Origin of the sequence: Pseudomonas sp. 2,4-D, from assembly GCF_030418155.1 — a bacterium.
GTDB lineage: Bacteria > Pseudomonadota > Gammaproteobacteria > Pseudomonadales > Pseudomonadaceae > Aquipseudomonas > Aquipseudomonas alloputida.
Window position 1 is genome coordinate 1 of the sequence record NZ_JAUHUI010000063.1, and the last position, 18,721, is coordinate 18,721.

At 61.9% G+C, this 18,721-nt stretch carries 16 protein-coding genes; 2 read left to right on the forward strand and 14 right to left on the reverse strand.

Going from position 1 to position 18,721, the window contains the following annotated elements; genetic code table 11:
- Positions 1 to 205: 205 nt before the first annotated feature.
- The 4 genes from QYE47_RS26100 to QYE47_RS26115 are packed head-to-tail and all read right to left on the reverse strand — an operon-like array spanning position 206 to position 3,648.
- Positions 206 to 1,363: a betaine/proline/choline family ABC transporter ATP-binding protein gene (locus QYE47_RS26100; protein WP_014589768.1), complete on the reverse strand. Its 1,158-nt coding sequence runs from the start codon at positions 1,361 to 1,363 to the stop codon at positions 206 to 208.
- On the reverse strand, positions 1,360 to 2,013 hold the full coding sequence (locus tag QYE47_RS26105) for an ABC transporter permease (protein WP_003248487.1): 654 nt from the start codon (positions 2,011 to 2,013) through the stop codon (positions 1,360 to 1,362). Before QYE47_RS26105 ends, QYE47_RS26100 begins: the two co-directional genes overlap by 4 nt.
- Positions 2,010 to 2,921 (reverse strand): glycine betaine ABC transporter substrate-binding protein, encoded by a 912-nt coding sequence (locus tag QYE47_RS26110; RefSeq protein ID WP_004575997.1) that lies wholly within the window; start codon positions 2,919 to 2,921, stop codon positions 2,010 to 2,012. The genes QYE47_RS26105 and QYE47_RS26110 overlap by 4 nt, the downstream gene beginning before the upstream one ends.
- A 13-nt stretch (positions 2,922 to 2,934) precedes the next feature.
- Positions 2,935 to 3,648 carry an ABC transporter permease gene (locus QYE47_RS26115; protein WP_003248483.1) on the reverse strand — a complete coding sequence of 238 codons (714 nt, stop codon included), beginning with the start codon at positions 3,646 to 3,648 and terminating at the stop codon, positions 2,935 to 2,937.
- A gap of 557 nt (positions 3,649 to 4,205) precedes the next feature.
- Between QYE47_RS26115 and QYE47_RS26120 the strand changes: the two genes are divergently transcribed.
- Positions 4,206 to 5,789 carry a peptide chain release factor 3 gene (locus tag QYE47_RS26120; protein WP_014589769.1) on the forward strand — a complete coding sequence of 528 codons (1,584 nt, stop codon included), beginning with the start codon at positions 4,206 to 4,208 and terminating at the stop codon, positions 5,787 to 5,789.
- A gap of 131 nt (positions 5,790 to 5,920) precedes the next feature.
- Here QYE47_RS26120 and QYE47_RS26125 read toward each other — a convergent pair whose 3' ends face one another.
- From QYE47_RS26125 to QYE47_RS26140, 4 genes are all read right to left on the reverse strand, one after another.
- Complete coding sequence (locus QYE47_RS26125) at positions 5,921 to 7,000, reverse strand: polyamine ABC transporter substrate-binding protein (RefSeq protein WP_070383482.1); 1,080 nt, start codon at positions 6,998 to 7,000, stop codon at positions 5,921 to 5,923.
- 52 nt (positions 7,001 to 7,052) lie between these two features.
- Positions 7,053 to 7,394 carry a cupin domain-containing protein gene (locus tag QYE47_RS26130; protein WP_014589771.1) on the reverse strand — a complete coding sequence of 114 codons (342 nt, stop codon included), beginning with the start codon at positions 7,392 to 7,394 and terminating at the stop codon, positions 7,053 to 7,055.
- Positions 7,395 to 7,427: 33 nt separating this feature from the next.
- A complete protein-coding gene (locus QYE47_RS26135; RefSeq protein ID WP_070383483.1) occupies positions 7,428 to 8,834 on the reverse strand; it encodes an FAD-binding oxidoreductase in 1,407 nt (468 codons plus the stop codon).
- A 64-nt stretch (positions 8,835 to 8,898) separates the two neighbouring features.
- Positions 8,899 to 9,723 carry a nuclear transport factor 2 family protein gene (locus QYE47_RS26140; RefSeq protein ID WP_172830914.1) on the reverse strand — a complete coding sequence of 275 codons (825 nt, stop codon included), beginning with the start codon at positions 9,721 to 9,723 and terminating at the stop codon, positions 8,899 to 8,901.
- A gap of 615 nt (positions 9,724 to 10,338) precedes the next feature.
- Between QYE47_RS26140 and QYE47_RS26145 the strand changes: the two genes are divergently transcribed.
- The gene (locus tag QYE47_RS26145; protein ID WP_301159627.1) at positions 10,339 to 11,208 is read left to right on the forward strand and encodes a DMT family transporter; all 870 of its coding nucleotides are present in this window, start codon (positions 10,339 to 10,341) and stop codon (positions 11,206 to 11,208) included.
- 218 nt (positions 11,209 to 11,426) lie between these two features.
- Here the strand turns inward: QYE47_RS26145 and QYE47_RS26150 are convergent, their stop codons facing one another.
- The 6 genes from QYE47_RS26150 to QYE47_RS26175 all read right to left on the reverse strand — a co-directional run bounded on the left by QYE47_RS26150 (position 11,427) and on the right by QYE47_RS26175 (position 18,481).
- Positions 11,427 to 12,395: a peptide ABC transporter ATP-binding protein gene (locus QYE47_RS26150; RefSeq protein WP_070383486.1), complete on the reverse strand. Its 969-nt coding sequence runs from the start codon at positions 12,393 to 12,395 to the stop codon at positions 11,427 to 11,429.
- Positions 12,395 to 13,363: an ABC transporter ATP-binding protein gene (locus QYE47_RS26155; RefSeq protein ID WP_003255260.1), complete on the reverse strand. Its 969-nt coding sequence runs from the start codon at positions 13,361 to 13,363 to the stop codon at positions 12,395 to 12,397. The genes QYE47_RS26150 and QYE47_RS26155 overlap by 1 nt, the downstream gene beginning before the upstream one ends.
- Before the next feature lie 10 nt (positions 13,364 to 13,373).
- Positions 13,374 to 14,300 (reverse strand): ABC transporter permease subunit, encoded by a 927-nt coding sequence (locus QYE47_RS26160; protein WP_009685150.1) that lies wholly within the window; start codon positions 14,298 to 14,300, stop codon positions 13,374 to 13,376.
- A 10-nt stretch (positions 14,301 to 14,310) separates the two neighbouring features.
- On the reverse strand, positions 14,311 to 15,321 hold the full coding sequence (locus QYE47_RS26165; protein WP_014589777.1) for an ABC transporter permease subunit: 1,011 nt from the start codon (positions 15,319 to 15,321) through the stop codon (positions 14,311 to 14,313).
- Between the two features lie 91 nt (positions 15,322 to 15,412).
- Positions 15,413 to 17,023, reverse strand: a complete 1,611-nt coding sequence (locus QYE47_RS26170) for an ABC transporter substrate-binding protein (protein ID WP_019439058.1) — start codon at positions 17,021 to 17,023, stop codon at positions 15,413 to 15,415.
- A 78-nt stretch (positions 17,024 to 17,101) separates the two neighbouring features.
- Positions 17,102 to 18,481: an OprD family porin gene (locus tag QYE47_RS26175; RefSeq protein ID WP_070383488.1), complete on the reverse strand. Its 1,380-nt coding sequence runs from the start codon at positions 18,479 to 18,481 to the stop codon at positions 17,102 to 17,104.
- Positions 18,482 to 18,721 lie beyond the last annotated feature (240 nt).

Below are 18,721 nucleotides of genomic sequence, written 5' to 3' on the forward strand. Positions count from 1 at the left end.
GCGCAGCCCGCCGTAGGAGCGGGTTCACCCGCGAAAGGGCCGGGCCTGCTGGCCAATTTTCACCAGCCGTTCACCGTTGCCGCCGCTACCGTATTCGCGGGTAAACCCGCTCCTATTGATCGGTGGTAGACATACATCGGGGATTGAACACAGGCCGTTGTAGGAGCGGGTTTACCCGCGAAGGGGCGCAAAGCGCCCCCGACGATTACGACACCACCGCCTCGGCCGGCGAAACGATACTGCTCTTCGCCCCCCGCGATCTCCCCGAGCTCAGGTACGCGGCAATCGACTCCTGCGTCACCTCGCCCAAGAACACCTTCTCGGCATCCAGCACTGGCAACCACGCGCGGTTGAACTCGTACATGCGCGACAACAGGATGCGCAAATGCTCATCGTGCGACGCGGTGGCATTGAACGGCCGCAGGAAATCGCCACACGTCCCTTGCTGGCGGTGCATGTCGCGCCGGCGTACATAGCCCAGTGCCTTGTTCTGCGCATCGGTCACCACCACATAACGGCGGTCGTGCTCGTCCAGCAACTCCAGCGCATCGCTCACCGGCGTCTCCGGGCTCACCGACGGCGCGTTGTCCGCGGCATCTTCGGCACGCACCAGGAGCAAGCGTTTCAAGGTGCTGTCCTGGCCGACGAAGTTGCTTACGAAGTCATCCGCCGGGTGCGCCAGCAAGGTGTCCGGATGGTCCAGCTGCAACAGCTTGCCAGCGCGGAAGATGGCAATCTTGTCGCCCAGTTTGATCGCTTCGTCGATGTCGTGGCTGACCATGATCACCGTCTTGTTCAGCGCCCGCTGCATTTCGAAGAACTCGTTCTGGATCATCTCGCGGTTGATCGGGTCGACCGCGCCGAACGGCTCGTCCATCAACAGCACGGGTGCATCTGCTGCCAGGGCGCGAATCACGCCGATACGCTGTTGCTGGCCGCCAGACAGCTCGCGCGGGTAGCGTTGCAGGTACTGCTTGGGTTCGAGCTTGATCATGTGCATCAGCTCGCGAGCCCGCTCGTGGCATTTCTGCTTGTCCCAGCCAAGCAGGCGTGGCACCACGGTGATGTTCTCTTCGATGGTCATGTTGGGGAACAAACCGATCTGCTGGATCACATAGCCGATGTGCCGGCGCAGGGTAACTTCGTCCAGGCCGGTGGTGTCTTCGCCATTGATGAACACCTGGCCCGAGGTGGGCGTGATCAGGCGGTTGATCATTTTCAGCGTGGTGCTCTTGCCGCAGCCCGACGGGCCGAGGAACACGCAGATTTCCCCTTCGTTGACGGTGAGGCTTACCGAGTCGACGGCTTTGACGTCCTTGCCGTTGACGTTGAAGGTTTTGCTGAGGTTCTTCAGTTCGATCATGAGCGCAGTCCTTCTGGAGTCAGGGCACGTTGCAGGGTTTGCAGCAGCAGGTCGGCGATGATCGCCAGCAGGCTGACCAGTACGGCGCCGACCAGCAGCATCGACATGTCGCTGCGGCTGATGGAAGTAAGAATCAGCACGCCGAGGCCGCCGGCGCCGATGGTGGCGGCAATGGTCATGACGCCGATGTTCATCACCACGGCGGTGCGCACGCCGGCGAGGATCACCGGTACGGCGATGGGCAGCTCGACCATGCGCAGGCGCTGGCCGAAGGTCATGCCGATGCCACGCGCGGCTTCACGGATTCCGGGCTCGACATTGGTCAGGGCCAGGTAGGTGTTGCGCATGATTGGCAGCAGCGAATAAAGAAACACGGCAGTGATCGCAGGCAAGGGGCCCAGCCCCTGGCCGAACTTGGAGTAGAACGGCAGCAGAAGGCCGAACAACGCAATCGATGGGATGGTCAGCAGCACTGTGGCGCTGGCCTGCAGCGGGCCGGCCACTGCCGGGAAGCGGGTCATCAGGATGCCCAGCGGCACGCCAACGAGGATCGCCAGGCCGACGGCGATGCCGACCAGCATGATGTGCTGCCAGGTCAGTTGCAGCACCTGGGCCCAGTCGAGGTGGGCGAACGTGTCGAGCAGGCTCATGGCTGTACCTCCTTGAGGGGATGCTCTCGCAGGAATGCGGCGGCCACTGCGGTCGGGTTCTGGTGGTCTACGTCGACCTTGGCATTGAGCTGGCGCATGGTCTCGTCATCGAGCTGCTCGGCCAGTGGCTTGAGCAGGGCGACCAGTTGCGGGTTGGCGTCGAGCACGGCCTTGCGCACCACCGGGGCGGCGGTGTAGTCGGGGAAGTAGTGCTTGTCGTCTTCGAGCAGCTTGAGGTTGAACGCGCTCAGGCGACCGTCGGTGGTGTAGACCAAACCTGCGAACACCTGGTTGTTGTGCATGGCCGTGTAGACCAGGCCCGCGTCCATCTGGCGGATGTTGGCGCGGCCGACCTGCAGGTCGTACATTTCCTTGAGCCCGACCAGGCCGTCGGGGCGGTTGGCGAATTCGGTGTCCAGGGCCACCAGGTGATTACGCTTGCGCTCGTCGCGCAGCACCTGGTTGAGGTCGCTGATCGAGTTGATCTGCGGGTAGGCCTCGGCGACCTGCTTCGGCAAGCCGAGGGCATAGGTGTTGCTGAATTTCGACGGGGTCAGCCAGATCAGGTCTTTTTTGGCATCCAGCTCCTTGACCTTGGCGTAGGTGGCCTCGGCGCTGGGCATACGCTCATCGATGTGGTTGTAGGACACCAGCGACACCCCGGTGTATTCCCACATCAGGTCGAGCTGGCCGGTTTCCTGGGCCTGGCGAGCGATGCTGCTGCCAAGGCCGGTGGTGACGCGTACGTCAAAGCCGTTGGCGCGCAGGTACTGCGCGGTGATTTCGGCGAGCACGGTCTGTTCGGTGAACACCCGCGCGCCGATGCGCACCAGGGGTTTTTCCGCTGCCTGGGCAACTCCTGCGAACAGCAGGGCCGCGCCCAGCAGCAAGGCGATTCTCTTCTTCATACGTTTCCTATCCTTATTGGGCCAGGCCACGTTCCAGCCAGCGCCTGCTGGAGAAACTCACCGCCGCGTCCAGCACCAGTGCCAACAGAGCGGTGCAGGCGGCACCCAACAGCAGCTGCGGCTGGTTGTTCAGGGCGATGCCGGGGAAGATCAGGCTGCCCAGGCTGTTGGCGCCGATCAGGAATGCCAGCGGTGCGGTGCCCACGTTCAACGCCAGGGCCACGCGTACGCCGCCGACGATGATCGGCACCGCGTTGGGCAGCTCCACCTGCCAGAGTTGCTGGCGCGGGGTCATGCCAATGCCGGTAGCGGCTTCCTTGAGCGAGGCGGGGACGTTTTTCAGGCCTTCGTAGGTGTTGCGCACGATGGGCAGGAGGGAGGCGAGGAACAGTGCGAAGATCGCAGGCCCGGCACCGATGCCCAGGATACTCAGGGCGATGGCCAGAACGGCAAGGGGGGGAATGGTGTTGCCAACGTTGAAGAACTGCATGAAGCGCTCGGCTTTGTCGACCCGGTGCGGTCGACTTAACGCAATGCCGGCGGGGATGCCCACGGCCAGCGCCGCCGCCATCGAAGCCAGCACCAATACCAGGTGCGCTTGCAGGTAGAACCCAAGATCGTCGCGATAACGCGCGATCGTGTCGATGCCGATCCAGTGGACCAGCAGGGCCAGGATGACGAGCACGGCGGCCCATCCCAACAGCCCCTTTCCGTAGCGTTTAGCCACAGGCGGACTCCTTGTGTTGTCGGCGAGCACACTTCTTGGAAGCCGGCCAATCCTGGCGGCGGGTGGTGTGTTCGCGAGTAGCAGCGAGATGCAAGCCGAAGGCTGCGATCAGGCCATGAGCCGAACCCCGTCGGGCCCGAAAATGCTGATGAAATCAGTCCCCAACCGAAGCGGGTTGCAGGGGAGTGGACGTCTCCGTGGGCGTAAAGGTTCCCATTTGAGACGGCATTTGGCCAGCGTTAATCGCTGGGTTGAGGGTTTTTAGGCGAGAAAAAACAGTGGCTTAATGCGCTGCAGGCGTTGAAATAACTGCGCTTTGGGCATTTGTCGTGATAAATCGATTGCCTGTTGGATTTCTTTTATCTGTGCCGGCCTCTTCGCGGGTAAACCCGCTCCTACAGTGACTGCACCGCATCCGAACACTGTGTCGTACCTGTAGGAGCGGGTTTACCCGCGAAGAGGCCGGCACAGGCGCCATTCATTCGGCAGATTTTGGTCCAGGCCCAACTTCAGGTATGATACTGCCCCTTTCAAATCCCCCAGTCAGGCGATTTCCCATGACCAACCAGGCCGCCGAAGTCGCGAAGCGCCGCACTTTCGCAATCATTTCCCACCCCGACGCCGGTAAAACCACCATCACCGAGAAGCTGCTGCTGATGGGCAAGGCCATTGCCGTCGCCGGTACCGTGAAGTCGCGCAAGTCCGACCGCCATGCCACCTCCGACTGGATGGAAATGGAGAAGCAGCGCGGCATCTCCATCACCACCTCGGTGATGCAGTTCCCGTACCGCGAGCACATGATCAACCTGCTCGACACCCCCGGCCACGAAGACTTCTCGGAAGACACCTACCGCACCCTGACCGCGGTGGACTCGGCGCTGATGGTGCTCGACGGCGGTAAAGGTGTAGAGCCGCGCACCATCGCCCTGATGGACGTGTGTCGCCTGCGCGACACGCCCATCGTCAGCTTCATCAACAAACTCGACCGTGACATCCGCGACCCGATCGAACTGCTCGACGAGATCGAAGCCGTTTTGAAGATCAAGGCCGCGCCAATCACCTGGCCGATCGGTTGCTACCGCGACTTCAAGGGCGTGTACCACCTGACCGGTGACTACATCGTGGTGTACACCCCGGGCCACGGCCACGAGCGTACCGAAGCCAAGATCATCCAGAAACTGGACTCGGACGAAGCCCGCGCGCACCTGGGCGACCAGTACGACGCGTTCGTCGAGCAACTGGAGCTGGTGCAGGGTGCTTGCCACGAGTTCAATCAGGAAGAGTTCATCAACGGTCAGTTGACCCCGGTGTTCTTCGGTACTGCACTGGGCAACTTCGGTGTCGACCACGTGCTCGACGCCGTGGTCGACTGGGCGCCGCGTCCGCTTGGCCGTGTGGCCCACGAGCGCACCGTGGAGCCTGTGGAAGAGAAGTTCACCGGCTTCGTGTTCAAGATCCAGGCGAACATGGACCCGAAACACCGCGACCGTATCGCCTTCATGCGCATCTGCTCGGGCAAGTACGAGAAAGGCATGAAAATGCGCCACGTTCGCCTGAACAAAGACCTGCGTATCGGCGATGCGCTGACGTTCTTCTCCTCCGAGCGTGAGCAGCTGGAAGAGGCCTTTGCCGGTGACATCATCGGCCTGCACAACCACGGCACCATCCAGATCGGCGATACCTTCACCGAAGGCGAAGCGCTGGGCTTCACCGGTATCCCGCACTTCGCGCCGGAGCTGTTCCGCCGCGTACGCCTGAAAGACCCGCTCAAATCCAAGCAACTGCGTCAAGGCCTGCAGCAGCTGGCCGAAGAAGGTGCTACTCAGGTGTTCTTCCCTGAGCGCAGCAACGACATCATCCTGGGTGCGGTCGGTGTGCTGCAGTTCGACGTGGTCGCCAGCCGCCTGAAGGAAGAGTACAAGGTCGAGTGCGCCTACGAGCCCATCACTGTCTGGTCGGCGCGCTGGATCAGCTGCGATGACAAGAAGAAGCTCGAGGAATTCCAGACCAAGGCCATGGAAAACCTGGCCATCGACGGCGGCGGTCACCTGACCTACCTGGCGCCGACCCGGGTCAACCTGGCGTTGATGGAAGAGCGCTGGCCGGACATCAAGTTCCGCGCTACCCGCGAGCACCATTAAGGCCTGAAATCGGGGCTGCTTTGCAGCCCTTCGCGGGCACGCCCGCTCCCACAGGGAATCACCAAACCTGGAGGTCATGTGATACCTGTGGGAGCGGGCGTGCCCGCGAAGGGCCGCTAGGCGGCCCCATTTCAATTTCCGGCTTTGATACTGGTCCAGATTCGCGTACGAATACGGTCGATCTTCGCCGGCATCGCCTCCAGCGCATACAGCTTGCCCATCACCTCGTCGCTCGGGTAAATCATCGTATTACCCTTCATCGACGGGTCCACCAGCCCGTCTGCCTTGAGGTTGCCGTTTGCGTATTGCACATGGTTGCTGATGTTGGCCATCACTTCCGGCTGCAGCAGGTAGTTCATGTAGGCATATCCGGCCTTTTCATCCGGCGCATCGACGGGCATGGCGACCATGTCGAACCACATCGGCGCGCCTTCCTTGGGTATCGAATAGCCCACCTTCACGCCATTGTTCGCCTCATCGGCGCGGTTCTTCGCCTGCAGCACATCCCCCGAGAACCCCACTACCACGCAGATATCGCCGTTGGCCAGGTCGCCCGTGTACTTGGACGAGTGGAAATAGCTGATGTAAGGCCGCACCTTCATCAGCAGGTCCTTGGCCTTCTCGTAGTCCTTGGGGGCTTGGCTGTGATGGGGCAAGCCCAGGTAGTGCAGGGCGATCGGCAGCAGTTCGGGGCCGTTGTCCAGCACCGCGACCCCACAGCTTTTCAGCTTGCTCATGTACTCGGGCTTGAAGATCAGGTCCCAGGAGTCCACCGGCGCGTTGTCGCCGAGCACCGCCTTGACCTTATCGATGTTGTAGCCAATACCGGTACTGCCCCACAGGTACGGGAAGCCGTACTGGTTGCCCGGGTCGTTCACCTCCAGCGCCTTGAGCAGCACCGGGTTGAGGTTGTGCCAGTTAGGCAGCTGGGATTTGTCCAGGCGCTTCAAGGCCTTGCCCTGGATCTGCCGGGCCATGAAATGGTTGGAGGGGAACACCACGTCGTAACCGGAATTGCCGGTCATCAGCTTGCCATCGAGAGTTTCATTGCTGTCGTACACGTCATAGGTCGGCACGATGCCGCTGGCTTGCTGGAAGTTCTTCAGCGTATCGGGGGCCACGTAGCTGGACCAGTTGTAGATCTTCACCGTTTCAGCGGCGCTGGCCACGCTGGCGGCCAGCATCAGGGGGGCGAGGAGGAAGGTGCGCATGTCGGGTTTACCTTGCTTTGTCTGTTGTTATCGAAGGCAGGCGATCAGCGGATCAGAAAACAAGCACGTAGGTCTTGCGCACGGTCTCCTGGATGTCCCAGGTGCCGGTGCTGTTGGCCGGTAGCATCAATGCGTCTCCGGCTTCTATGACCAGGGGCTCGCCACCGTCGGGGGTGAACGTGCAGCGGCCCTTGATGAAATGGCAGAACTCCTGTTGCACGATCTGCCGCCGCCAGCGCCCTGGGGTGCATTCCCAGATGCCGGTTTCAACGCCATCGCTGCGCTCCACGCAGGTGACTGACGTGACTGCCACGGGTTCGCCGAGCGGTACCGCGACCGGGTTGGAGCTGTCGAGCACGGCAAATTCGGTGTTCTTGAACTGGGTGATGCTCATGACCGGTGGATCCTGTACGAGTGATAAGGGAAGTCAGTGCATGAAGCCTTCCATGAAGTCCGCAACCGAGATGGCCAGGCGCCGCCTCCACGGCGCGCTGGCGGGGTTGGCGAGGGTCCGGTCCTCGTGGACGAAGCTCTGGATGATCGCGTTGTAGCCCAGCCAGCGGCAGGGCTCGGGAGGCCAGCTGGCCAGGCTCGATAGCGGACGGTTGTCGAGCACCCAGGGTTGCGCCGTCAGTTCGTTGCGCTGGTTGAGGATCAGCGCCGCCAGGGTGCGTCCACCCAGGTTGGTAGCCCCCACGCCTTCGCCGCCGTAGCCGCCGGCAAGGGCGATGCCGCGCTGGCGGTCGCAGAGCATGTGTGGGTGGAAGCGTCGCGCCATGCCCAGGTTGCCGCCCCAGGTATGAGTGATGCGTACCTGTTTGAGCTGCGGGAACAGTTCGCTGAACAGGTAGCGGCGCAGTTCGACTTCATGTTCGTCGAGGTTGAAGTTTTCGCGCAGACGCCCACCGAAGCGGTAGCCACCGCGGGCACCGAAGACCAGGCGGTTGTCGGCGGTGCGCTGGCCATACGTGACCTGGCGGCTGCTTTCACTGAAGGCTTGGCCCTGGCTCAGGCCGATCTGTTCCCAGGCGCTTTCCGGCAGCGGCTCGGTGGCCACCAGCAGGCTCTGTACTGGCAATTGGTGTTTGCCCAGTGGCGGCAGGCTGGCGGCGTAACCCTCCACGGCAGGCACCATCCACTGGCAGCGAATCTGTGCCAGCGGGGTACGCACCTCGCTCGGCTGCCAGTCGATGGCCGGGGTGTTTTCGTAGATCGATACGCCCAGCGCCTCCACTGCCCGGGCAAGGCCGCGCACCAGTTTGGCTGGCTGGATGGTCGCCGTGTGCGGGCTGTAAATGGCTCCAAATGCATTGCTGACCCGCAACTGGGTACCCAGCTGCCCGGGGCTCAGCCAGCGGTAGTCGTCCTCGGTCATGCCTTGGCGATACAAGTCGTCGAGGTAGGCGCGCAGGCTGCGTTCCTGCTCCGGGTAGCGCGCCGCGCAATACAGCACGCCGCCTTTGCGGTAGTCGCAGTCGATGCCTTCGCTTTGCAGCACGCGATGCACTTCATCAGGGATGCCGTGCAGCAGGTCGATGCTGGCGCGGCGCTGTTGTGGCGAGAGGGTGCCGAGCAGACGGTCTTCGCCTAGCAGGTTGCCCATCAGCCAGCCCCCATTACGGCCGGAGGCGCCGAAGCCAGCGATTTGGGCTTCGATCACCGCGATGTTCAGCTGGGGGGCCTGGCGCTTGAGGTAGTACGCGGTCCAAAGACCGGTATAGCCGGCACCGATGATGCACACGTCAACGTCGAGGTCATTGCGCAGTGCCGGGCGCGCGCACAGCGGCTCGTCGAGCTGGTCCATCCACAGGCTGAGCGTGCGCAGGGGTTGCATCGGGTTCGGCTCCACATCCGTCAAGGTCTGTGGGTGATCGTAGTGGTGTCAGCGGGCAGCTGTCTTACGTGCGTGCACGCAGGGAAATTTGCTTCAGGTAGGCCTTGGGCGTTAGCCCGGTGTGCTCACGGAAGCACTTGTAGAACGCCGACAGCGAGTTGAAGCCGGCACTGAAGGCGAGTTCGTCGATCGTCGCCTCGACGCTGTCATCGCCGAGGCTGGCCATCAGGTGCTGCAGGCGTGCCTGGTTGACGTAGCGGTAGAAGCTTTGCCCCAGCACCTGGTTGAGCAGGTAGGAAATCTGGTTGCGGCTGTAGCCGCTGGCGTCGGCCACCTGCTGCAGGTCCAGCTCCGGGTCCAGGTAGGGGCGCTGGCCCTGGAAGTAGTGCTCCAGGTCCTGGGCCATGGTCGACAGCTGCCGCGGCGACAGGCCCAGGCGGCTGGTGGCGGGGCGCGGACCGCTATTGGCGTGGCCTGCGCCGTTCCGGCGGACCAGCGTGGCGTATTCGTTGACCCGCCAGATCAGCCCGTCCCTGACGGTGATCGCCTCGCTGGACTGGAACGCCACCAGGCCGTCACCGCCCTGGACCGTGACCTGATACTGGATGAATGCGGTGCAGCCATCGACGCGGATGCGGTCGCTGTGGACGATGTCCTCGCCGGCTTCATGGGGCAGGCAGGCGCGTACATAGTCGCGCAGTTCCTGATGGCCGAGCACGCGGTTCTGGAAGAAGTCGTGGTACTGGATATCGGGGTGGTAGAGCGCCATGACACCGTCGAGGTCGCGGTGCTTCCAGCAGAGGTGGTAGCGCAGCACGATGTCGGCGGTAAGCGGCGTTTGCTCGGGGCCGTCGAGGAGGGTGGTGGCGATCATGGGAGGATAGTGCATTGCAGAACACCCAGGTGCAAGGGCGTGGATCCTGCATATTGCACGGTTTGCTCAGGCGGCTTGGAGGGTAAGCCTTTGATTCTTATGAATGTAGTTTATTGATACAACTGGCATGGCGGCTGCACCTTTCTTGTCACCATCGAACAAGGAGAAAGGCCATGCGCTCGATACTACTTTGGATGATTGGGGTGCCGATTCCGGTGATCATTTTGATCTGGTTCTTTATGCATTGAGATTCTGAGGGCCGCTTTGCGGCCCTTTTGCTGCAACTCCTCGCTGCAAAAGGCATGTGCAGGGCGGGCCCGGATGTCCGGCTTGAGATCCAATAAATTCAATAGAAGTTGGTGTTCTGATGAACGCCAAGGTCTCGTTGAATATGTTGTTTAGTGTGGGAAGTGTAGGTGAGGTATTGTCTGAAAGTTCCTACAGTATTTTCTTGAGGCTTGCCATTGACTATAGTACTAACTAACCCGTTAATGATGTTGCTAGCTGGTGGATATACAGAGATACGTGCAGTCTGTAGAGGTTAGTCAAAAATAGGTGTTTGATTTCTGCTGGTTACCCGATTACTGTCTGGGGAGGTTCAGGAATAACTCATAATTAAGGGCCGTTACTATGGACGTTTTCATGGGGTTGCTGGCTGCGGTGTTCTGGGGGGGCACCGACTTCTTGGTCGGGGTGAACGCAAGAGCGGTTGGAGTAAAACGGGCTGTATTTTTCGGTCAGTTGCTAGGGCTTTTCTTGATGGCGATCATTATTGCCATCTCAGCCGATCAGTGGCAAAAGTTTATATCTACGCCCTGGTTCACGATAGGGTTAGGAATTTTCGCTTCTCTATGCACCGTATTAGGAGCGCTGGCGCTTTCAAAAGCTTTCGCTATTGGCAAGACAGCAATCGTGGCGCCCCTGGTCACTTCGTATGGTGTTTTCACAACGCTGTTGGCGTGGCTGGGTGGTGATGCCCTCTCCGCTTGGCAGGTTGTCGGTATCTTGGTCTGCTTTTTCGGCGTGCTGTTGGCCTACCGCATCGATAATGGTGGTGGTTTCGATCGTAAGTTCACCAGTGTGATGTCTGTGTGGTTTGCTTTGTTGGCGGCCATGCTTTACGGCATCAGCTTCTGGGTTCAGGGGAAATTCACCTTGCCGGCGCTGGGACCGGTGAACATGCTGGCGCTAGGGTATGCAGTGGGGGTCATGTTCCTGATCCCTGAAGCCGTCAGGTTATTGCGAGACAATAGGACGATAAAGCTAAAGACCTATGGTTCACTGTGCGGGGCCAGTCTTTTCAACTTGGGAGGGTTTTCTGCGTTTTCCTGGGGAGCTCTAAATGGCTCGGTGTCCGTTGTCACCGTCATCAGCACTTTGTCAGGTGGTATTGCCGCGATCCTGGGGTACTTCTTTTTTCGCGAGCGGCTGTCAGTCATCCAGATCGGTGGTGTTAGCCTAGTGTTGTCAGGGGCTTTGCTTCTACACCTGTATGGGTGACGTTTTCTTCAGTATATGAAATTGTAGGTTTTGGGGGTGTGCAAGCCTTGGCTCTTCAGGCTGCGTTCCTTCCGCTGCATTCTCAAATCCTCGGCGCTGGAACGCATGCTCAGTGTTCCACTATTAGCCCTGCTAACTGAGCGATGGTCAGGAAGCGTGACTGGGCAGCGCAGCAAACTGCTGTTTTTCGCATTGAGGGCTGCCCAGTTTTCTAACAGTTAAAGAAACTGCTCTGCATAGTGGCAGGCAACCTGCCGCGTACTCACCTGCCTCAGCGCCGGTACCTCCTTGGCACACCGCTCCGTCGCATGCGGGCATCGTTTGTGAAACGCACACCCATCCGGTGGGTTCAGCGGGTTGGGCAGCTCCCCGACGATGCGAATCTTCGGCTTCAACGGGTCTGGATGAATCGCCGGTGTCGCCGACAGCAGCGCCTGGGTATAGGGATGCAGCGGCTTCGCGTAGATGTCCTCCTTCGGCCCCATCTCCGCCGGCCGCCCCAGGTACATCACCAGTACCTGATCCGCCACATGCCGCACCACCGCCAGGTTGTGCGAGATGAACACGTAGGCGGTGTTGAACTCCTTCTGCAGATCCATGAACAGGTTCAGCACCTGCGCCTGAATCGACACGTCCAGCGCGGAGGTCGGTTCGTCGGCCACCAGCACCTTGGGTTGCAGCATCATCGCCCGGGCCAGGGCGATACGCTGGCGCTGGCCGCCAGAGAACATGTGAGGGTAGCGCTGGTAGTGCTCGGGGCGCAGGCCGACCTGTTCCATCATCTTCTGCACTTTGTCGCGGCGCTCGGCCTTGCTCAGCGAGGTGTTGATCAGCAGCGGTTCGGCCAGTTGGTCACCGATCTTCTGCCGTGGGTTGAGCGAGGCGTAGGGGCTCTGGAACACCATCTGCACATCGCGGCGCAGTTGTTTGCGCTCTGCCTTGCTGGCGCCCTTCACCTCGGTGCCGGCAATTTGCAGCGAGCCGGACGACGGCTCTTCGATCAGGGTCAGGGCGCGGGCCAGGGTCGACTTGCCGCAGCCCGACTCGCCGACCACGGCCAGGGTCTTGCCGGCCTCCAGTTCGAACGACACGCCATTGAGCGCGCGCACCAGCGCATGGCCCTTGAACAGCCCGCGGGAGACTTCGTAGTGCCGGGTCAGCTCCCGGGCAGATAGAACGACGGCCATCACGCCACCTCCTGGTTCAGCGGGTAGAAGCAACGCACCAGGCTGTGGGCCTGAGGGTCGAGGGGCGGGCGCTGGCGCCGGCAATTGTCCTGTACATAGGGGCAGCGTGGTGACAGCAGGCAGCCGACCGGGCGGTCGTAGCGGCCGGGGACGATGCCAGGCAATGTGGCCAGGCGCTCGGCGCCAATGCTGTGCTCGGGGATCGCGGCGAGCAGGGCTTCGCTGTAAGGGTGGGCGGGCACATCGAACAGTTCTGGCACCTGGCCCACTTCCACGGCTTGGCCGGCGTACATCACGCACACCCGCCTGGCGGTTTCGGCGACCACGGCGAGGTCGTGGGTGATCAGGATGAGCGCCATGTTGCGCTCCTTCTGCAGGTTGACCAGCAGTTCCATGATCTGTGCCTGGATGGTCACGTCGAGGGCCGTGGTCGGTTCGTCGGCGATCAGCAGCTTGGGCTCGCCGGCAATGGCCATGGCGATCGCCACACGTTGGCTCATGCCGCCTGACAGCTGGTGCGGGTAAGCGTCCAGGCGGCTTTCGGCGGCCGGAATCTCGACCTTCTTCAAGAGCTCCAGAGCACGCTGGCGGGCAGCCTTGCCCTTAAGGCCCAAGTGCTGGCGCAGCACTTCCTCTATCTGGAAGCCCACGGTGTAGCTGGGGTTGAGCGCGGTCATCGGGTCCTGGAAGACCATGGCGATATCCTTGCCCACCACCTTGCGCCGCTGACGGCCGCTGAGCTTGAGCATGTCGGTGCCGTCGAATGTCAGGGCGTCGGCGGTGATGCGCCCGGGGGCATCGATCAGGCCCATCAGGGCCATCATGGTGACCGACTTGCCCGAGCCGGACTCGCCGACGATGGCCAGGATTTCGCCGGCGTCCACCGCCAGGTCCAGGCCATCGACCACCGGTACCGCGTTGGCGTCGCCGAAGCGCACATTCAGGTTGTTGATCTGCAACAGTGACATGGCGTTCTCCTCAGGCGGCGTTCTTGAGTTTCGGGTCCAGCGCATCGCGCAGGCCGTCGCCCATCAGGTTGATTGCCAGCACACTGAGCAGAATGGTCAGGCCGGGCAGGCTTACCACCCACCAGGCGCGCTCGATGTAATCCCGGGCCGAAGCCAGCATGGTGCCCCACTCGGGGGTAGGCGGCTGCACGCCGAGGCCGAGGAAACCCAGCGCAGCGGCGTCGAGGATCGCCGAGGAAAAACTCAGGGTCGCCTGCACGATCAGCGGTGCCATGCAGTTGGGCAGCACGGTGACGAACATCAGCCGGGGCAAGCCGGCGCCGGCCAGGCGGGCAGCGGTGACGTAGTCGCGGTTCAGTTCGCCCATCACCGCGGCGCGGGTCAGGCGCACGTAGGACGGCAGGGAAACGATGGCGATGGCGATCACGGTGTTGATCAGGCCTGGGCCGAGGATGGCGACGATGGCCACAGCCAGCAGCAGTGACGGCAGCGCCAGCATCACGTCCATCAGGCGCATGATCGACGGGCCGAGCAACTGCGGGAAAAAGCCGGCCAGCAGGCCAAGGAGAATGCCTGGGATCAGTGACATCACCACTGACGACAGGCCGATCAGCAGCGACAGCCGTGCACCTTGAATCAGCCGCGAAAGCAGATCACGGCCCAGTTCGTCGGTGCCCAGGATGAACTGCCAGGTGCCGCCTTCCAGCCACACCGGCGGGGTCAGCAGGAAGTCGCGGTACTGCTCGCTCGGGTCATGCGGGGCGACCCAAGGCGCGAACAGTGCGCAGAACACCACCAGGCACATGAAGGCCAGGCCCATCACCGCGCCCTTGTTGCGCGCGAAGGCTTGCCAGAATTCTTTGTACGGGGAGGGGTAGAGCAGGCTCTGGTCCACCGGGCTGGCCGGCGACACGGATTTTGGAATCGGGCTAGTCATGGCAAAGGCCTCAGCGCTGATGACGGATGCGTGGGTTGGCCAGGCCGTAGAGGATGTCCACGACGAAGTTGACCAGAATCACCAGGCAGGCGATCAACAGGATGCCGTTCTGGACCACGGGGTAGTCACGGGCACCGATGGCTTCGATCAGCCATTTGCCGATGCCCGGCCAGGAAAAGATGGTTTCGGTCAGCACCGCACCGGCCAGCAGCGTGCCGACCTGCAGGCCGAACACGGTCAGCACCGGGATCAGCGCATTGCGCAGGCCATGGACGAACACCACACGGGCCGGCGACAGGCCTTTGGCGCGGGCGGTGCGGATGTAGTCTTCGCGCAGTACTTCAAGCATCGACGAGCGGGTCATGCGGGCGATCACTGCCAGCGGGATGGTGCCGAGCACGATGGCCGGCAGGATCAGGTGCATCACAGCGTCCTTGAACGCGCCTTCTTCATCGCTGAGCAGGGTGTCGATAAGCATGAAGCCGGTCTTCGGCTCGATGTCGTACAGCAGATCGATGCGCCCGGATACCGGGGTCCAGCCCAGGCTCACCGAGAAGAACATGATCAGGATCAGGCCCCACCAGAAAATCGGCATCGAGTAGCCGGCCAGTGATATGCCCATGACCCCGTGGTCGAACAACGAACCGCGCTTGAGTGCGGCGATCACCCCGGCCAGCAGGCCGACGATGCCGGCGAACAGCAGGGCGGCGAAGGCCAGTTCCAGGGTGGCCGGGAACAGTGTGAGGAACTCGCGCCACACGCTTTCGCGGGTGCGCAGCGATTCGCCGAGGTCACCCTGGGCAAGTTTGCCGACGTAGTCCAGGTACTGGACCGGCAGTGGCTTGTTCAGGCCCAGGCGTTCCATGGCCTGGGCATGCATTTCGGGGTCGACCCTGCGCTCGCCCATCATCACTTCCACCGGGTCGCCGGGGATCAGGCGTATGAGCGCGAAGGTCAGCAAGGTGATGCCGAAAAAGGTCGGTATCAGCAGGCCAAGGCGCCGGGCAATAAAACTCAACATTGTCGGGGTTACCTCATCAGGCCGTGGGGCGATCAGCCCGGTACGGCAGAGCCGCCGGTCCCCGTGTGGGTCGCCGGCGGTCGTTGTTGTTCTACTTCACCTTGGTCGTGGCGAAGTTATTGTTGGTCAGAGGGCTGATCACGTAGCCCTCCACGTTGTCACGCATGGCCGTGAACACCTTGGGGTGGGCCATGCTGATCCAGGGTTGGTCGTCATCGTACACCTTCAATGCCTCGCTATAGAGCCTTGCGCGCTCGTCGTTGTCGATCACCTCGCGGGCACGGGTGATCAGCTCCTGGAATTTCGAGTTGCACCAGCGCGCGTAGTTCTCACCGTTTTTGGCGGCCTCGCAACTGAGCAGCGGGCCAAGGAAATTGTCCGGGTCGCCGTTGTCGCCTGCCCAGCCGGTGGACACCAGGTCGGCTTCGCCCTGCTTGGCGCGGCGCAGCATCTCGGCCCATTCCATCACGCGAATATCCAGCTTCAGGCCGATCTGCTTGAGGTCGGCTTGCAGCATTTCGGCGGACAGGCGCGGGTTAGGGTTCGTCATGCCGCCGCCGTTGCGGGTGAACAGGGTGATTACCGTGCCCTCGGGTACACCGGCCTGCCTGAGCAGGGCGCGGGCTTTATCGAGGTCGCGCGGTGGGTTCTGGTTGTGGGTGTTGTAGCCGATCATGGTGGGTGGGTAAGGGTTTACACCCACCAGTGCGTTGCCTTTGCCAAACAGTTGGTCGACATGGGTCTGGCGGTCGAAGGCCATGTTGATGGCTTTACGCACGCGCACGTCGTTGAGGTATTTGTGCTGGGTATTCATGGCGATGTAGCCGGTGACCAACGCTTCGGTCTCTGCGACCTTGAGCCTGGCGTCGGCCTTTATCGACGGCACATCCTCGGGCTTGGGGTACAACGCCACCTGGCACTCGTTGGCGCGCAGTTTCTGCAGGCGTACGTTGCTATCGGTAGCGATGGCGAATATCAGGGCGTCGGCTGGCGGCTTGCCGCGAAAGTAATCCGGGTTAGGTTTGAAGCGGACCTGCGCATCCTTGTTGTAGCGCTGGAAGATGAACGGGCCGGTGCCGATCGGCTTGCTGTTCAGCGCTGCGGTCTTGCCGGCCTTGAGCAACTGGTCGCCGTATTCGGCGGAGTAGATCGAGGTGAACCCCATCGCCATGTCCCGCAGGAACGGCGCTTCCGGGCGGGTGAGAGTGATCACCACCGTGTGGTCGTCGGTTTTGTCCACCGACTTGAGCAACTGCTTGAAGGCCATGCTTTCGAAGTACGGGTAGCCGACGCTGGTCTTGTCGTGCCATGGATGGGCGGGGTCGAGCTGGCGGCGCAGGCTCCACAGCACATCGTCGGCGTTGAATTCACGGGTAGGGGTGAAGTACTCGGTGCTGTGGAACTTCACCCCCTGGCGCAGGTGAAACGTGTAGGTCAGGCCGTCGGCTGAAATGTCCCAACGCTCGGCCAGGGCCGGCTGGATATCGGTGGTGCCGGGCTTGAAGTCGACCAGGCGGTTGAACAGGGTTTCGGACGAGGCATCGAAAGTGACCCCAGTGGTGTACTGAACAACGTCGAACCCTTCCGGGCTGGCTTCGGTACACACCACCAGCGGCTTGGCGGCCAGATGCGTGGCGCTGCCCAGTATCAGCGCTGCCAGGGTAAGGCGCAGCATTGGCGTTTTCCTGAAAGCTATCTGCATAGGTTGAAGTCTCCCTGCGTGCATTGATTCCAGCGTAGCTGCCACGGCCTGCAGCGAAGCTGGCCGTGGCGCCCGCGCTCAGAGAATGTTGAACGGAATGGTGGTGACCACGCGGAACTCATCCAGGCTGCCATCGCCCTGGGCCTTGCTGGCGCGATGGGTGGTATAGGTGGCGCGGATGCTGGTGTCTTTCAGCGGCCCGCTCTGCAGCGCGTAGCTGGTGCCGATACCCCACTCATAGTGGGTTTCGCCATCCAGGCCATTCACGTCGTAGGCAGTGCCGCGGTAGTGAGTGCCGTCGATACCCCAGCCGCGGGCGTTGTACAGGTTGAACTTCAGGCCAGGTACGCCATAGGGCGCCATGTTCAGCACATAGGAAAGCTGCAGCGATTTCTCGTTGGGGCCGTTGAAGTCCGACAGCAGCGAGTTGGCCAGGAAGATGCCGTTGGTTTCGTGCAGGTAGTCGAAGTACTCATTGCCGTTGACCTGCTGCCAGGAGGCGCTGAGGGTGTGGGCCTGATGGGTCAGGCCCAGTGACAGGCTGTAGGTGTCATTGTCGATCTTGCCCATTTTCTGGCTGCCGGCGTCGACGGTCTTGTAGTAGTTCAGGCCGGTGCTCAGGCTGAGCACTGCGCTGTCGCCGAGCACATGGTTGGCGCCGAAGTAGTACTGGTTCCAGAAGTCCTCGACCTTGGTGGCGTACAGGCTGGTACTCAGGCTCTTGAACGGCTGGTAGTTGATGCCGGCGGTGCTGGCACGGTCGGTTTCCACGCCGGTGGCGCTGTACTCGCTGCGGAACTTGCTGAGGCTCTGTTCGGTACGTGGCGAGACGCGGTCGAAGGTGCCCAGGTCGAGGCTGAGGTTGTCGAATTCAGCGCTGTGCAGGAACGCGCCCTGGAAGCTCGAGGGCAGGGCGCGGTTGCCGATGTAGGCGATCATCGGCGTGTCCACCGACTGGCGGCCAAGGGTAAGGGTGGTGTTGGACACGCGCGCCTTGATATTGCCCAGGCCTAGTTTGCTCCACTGGCCGATGGGGTCGCCATCGCTGTGGGTGAGGGTGCGGTTGTTGGGGCCGGCAATGGCTTCGCGGCTCTGCTGCAGGGCGATGGCGTTGTAGCCGGCAGCCTCGACGGCGAAGCCCACGGTGCCCTGGGTGAAGCCGGAGCTGTAATTGAGGATGGTGCCCTGGACCCAGTTTTCACGGCTGTGGGTGTCGTGGCGGGTGCCGTCGTTCTTATAGTACTTCCATAGCGGCGCGCGTGCGGCGCGTTCGCGGGCATACCAGTTGCGGGTGCTGCCGGACAGGCTTTGGCCGTCGATGAAGCCGCTGGCTTGCGCTTGCTCGCTGCTGCTTTTGAGGGTGAGCGGGAGGTAGTCCTGGCTCTGCGGATCTGCCTGGGCCACCGTGGAAAAGGCACTGATGGATAACGCCAGTGCGGTCAAGGTGAATACTTTCAAGGTTAAAGCTCCCTTTCTTTTCTAGTTATGGCCGGCCTTGTGGGCCGGGTGATTGCTGCGGTGTTGCCAGGGGTGCCGCGGGATCGCCGGGCAGAATCGGGGCGTTGTGTTGGCCGTTCTGGCCTCTTCGCGGGCAAGCCCGCTCCCACAGGTAGGGCGCAGTGTCCGAACCTGTTGAGATCCTGTGGGGGCGGGCTTGCACGCGAAGAGGCCGGTACTGGCTAACGCTTAATCAACACT

What these genes read in the sequence shown, in the direction of transcription:
- QYE47_RS26100 (WP_014589768.1), bottom strand. Translation starts at nt 1,363, where the DNA reads ATGATCGAACTGAAGAACCTCAGCAAAACCTTCAACGTCAACGGCAAG.
- QYE47_RS26160 (WP_009685150.1), bottom strand. Translation starts at nt 14,300, where the DNA reads ATGACTAGCCCGATTCCAAAATCCGTGTCGCCGGCCAGCCCGGTGGAC.
- QYE47_RS26110 (WP_004575997.1), bottom strand. Translation starts at nt 2,921, where the DNA reads ATGAAGAAGAGAATCGCCTTGCTGCTGGGCGCGGCCCTGCTGTTCGCA.
- QYE47_RS26155 (WP_003255260.1), bottom strand. Translation starts at nt 13,363, where the DNA reads ATGTCACTGTTGCAGATCAACAACCTGAATGTGCGCTTCGGCGACGCC.
- QYE47_RS26135 (WP_070383483.1), bottom strand. Translation starts at nt 8,834, where the DNA reads ATGCAACCCCTGCGCACGCTCAGCCTGTGGATGGACCAGCTCGACGAG.
- QYE47_RS26120 (WP_014589769.1), top strand. Translation starts at nt 4,206, where the DNA reads ATGACCAACCAGGCCGCCGAAGTCGCGAAGCGCCGCACTTTCGCAATC.
- QYE47_RS26130 (WP_014589771.1), bottom strand. Translation starts at nt 7,394, where the DNA reads ATGAGCATCACCCAGTTCAAGAACACCGAATTTGCCGTGCTCGACAGC.
- QYE47_RS26165 (WP_014589777.1), bottom strand. Translation starts at nt 15,321, where the DNA reads ATGTTGAGTTTTATTGCCCGGCGCCTTGGCCTGCTGATACCGACCTTT.
- QYE47_RS26150 (WP_070383486.1), bottom strand. Translation starts at nt 12,395, where the DNA reads ATGGCCGTCGTTCTATCTGCCCGGGAGCTGACCCGGCACTACGAAGTC.
- QYE47_RS26105 (WP_003248487.1), bottom strand. Translation starts at nt 2,013, where the DNA reads ATGAGCCTGCTCGACACGTTCGCCCACCTCGACTGGGCCCAGGTGCTG.
- QYE47_RS26170 (WP_019439058.1), bottom strand. Translation starts at nt 17,023, where the DNA reads ATGCAGATAGCTTTCAGGAAAACGCCAATGCTGCGCCTTACCCTGGCA.
- QYE47_RS26145 (WP_301159627.1), top strand. Translation starts at nt 10,339, where the DNA reads ATGGACGTTTTCATGGGGTTGCTGGCTGCGGTGTTCTGGGGGGGCACC.
- QYE47_RS26140 (WP_172830914.1), bottom strand. Translation starts at nt 9,723, where the DNA reads ATGCACTATCCTCCCATGATCGCCACCACCCTCCTCGACGGCCCCGAG.
- QYE47_RS26125 (WP_070383482.1), bottom strand. Translation starts at nt 7,000, where the DNA reads ATGCGCACCTTCCTCCTCGCCCCCCTGATGCTGGCCGCCAGCGTGGCC.